Genomic DNA, 317 nt, shown 5'->3' on the forward strand with positions numbered 1-317 from the left:
TCCCCGGGGCCGCATTCACCGAGCTCTGCGTTATACCGTATTATTTCTTCAATGGTCTGGCCAACTTTTAAAAAACCCTCAGGGTAGTTAAACATTACGCTATAGCGATTATACCAAGCAACGAGGTTAAGATCTTTATCTACCACAGATAGTCCCTGGCTTAATTTTTCTAGGGAGGTAAATAGTAAGTTGTTATTAAACTGCAGTGCTTCTGTGGTTTCATCAAAAAATTTTACCACTTCTACAAACGGCATTGGTTTGACAGATTATACTGTATGAAAAAGTTCTTGAGCAGAGGAAACACCTAATTCTGCAGG

1 pseudogene is annotated in these 317 nt (G+C 39.7%); it reads right to left on the minus strand.

The features are described from left to right. Nucleotides 1–317, minus strand: a pseudogene (locus CWB76_RS19900) (PAS-domain containing protein); the annotation flags it as partial.

The organism is Pseudoalteromonas sp. S1609, from assembly GCF_005887255.1.
Taxonomy (GTDB): domain Bacteria; phylum Pseudomonadota; class Gammaproteobacteria; order Enterobacterales; family Alteromonadaceae; genus Pseudoalteromonas.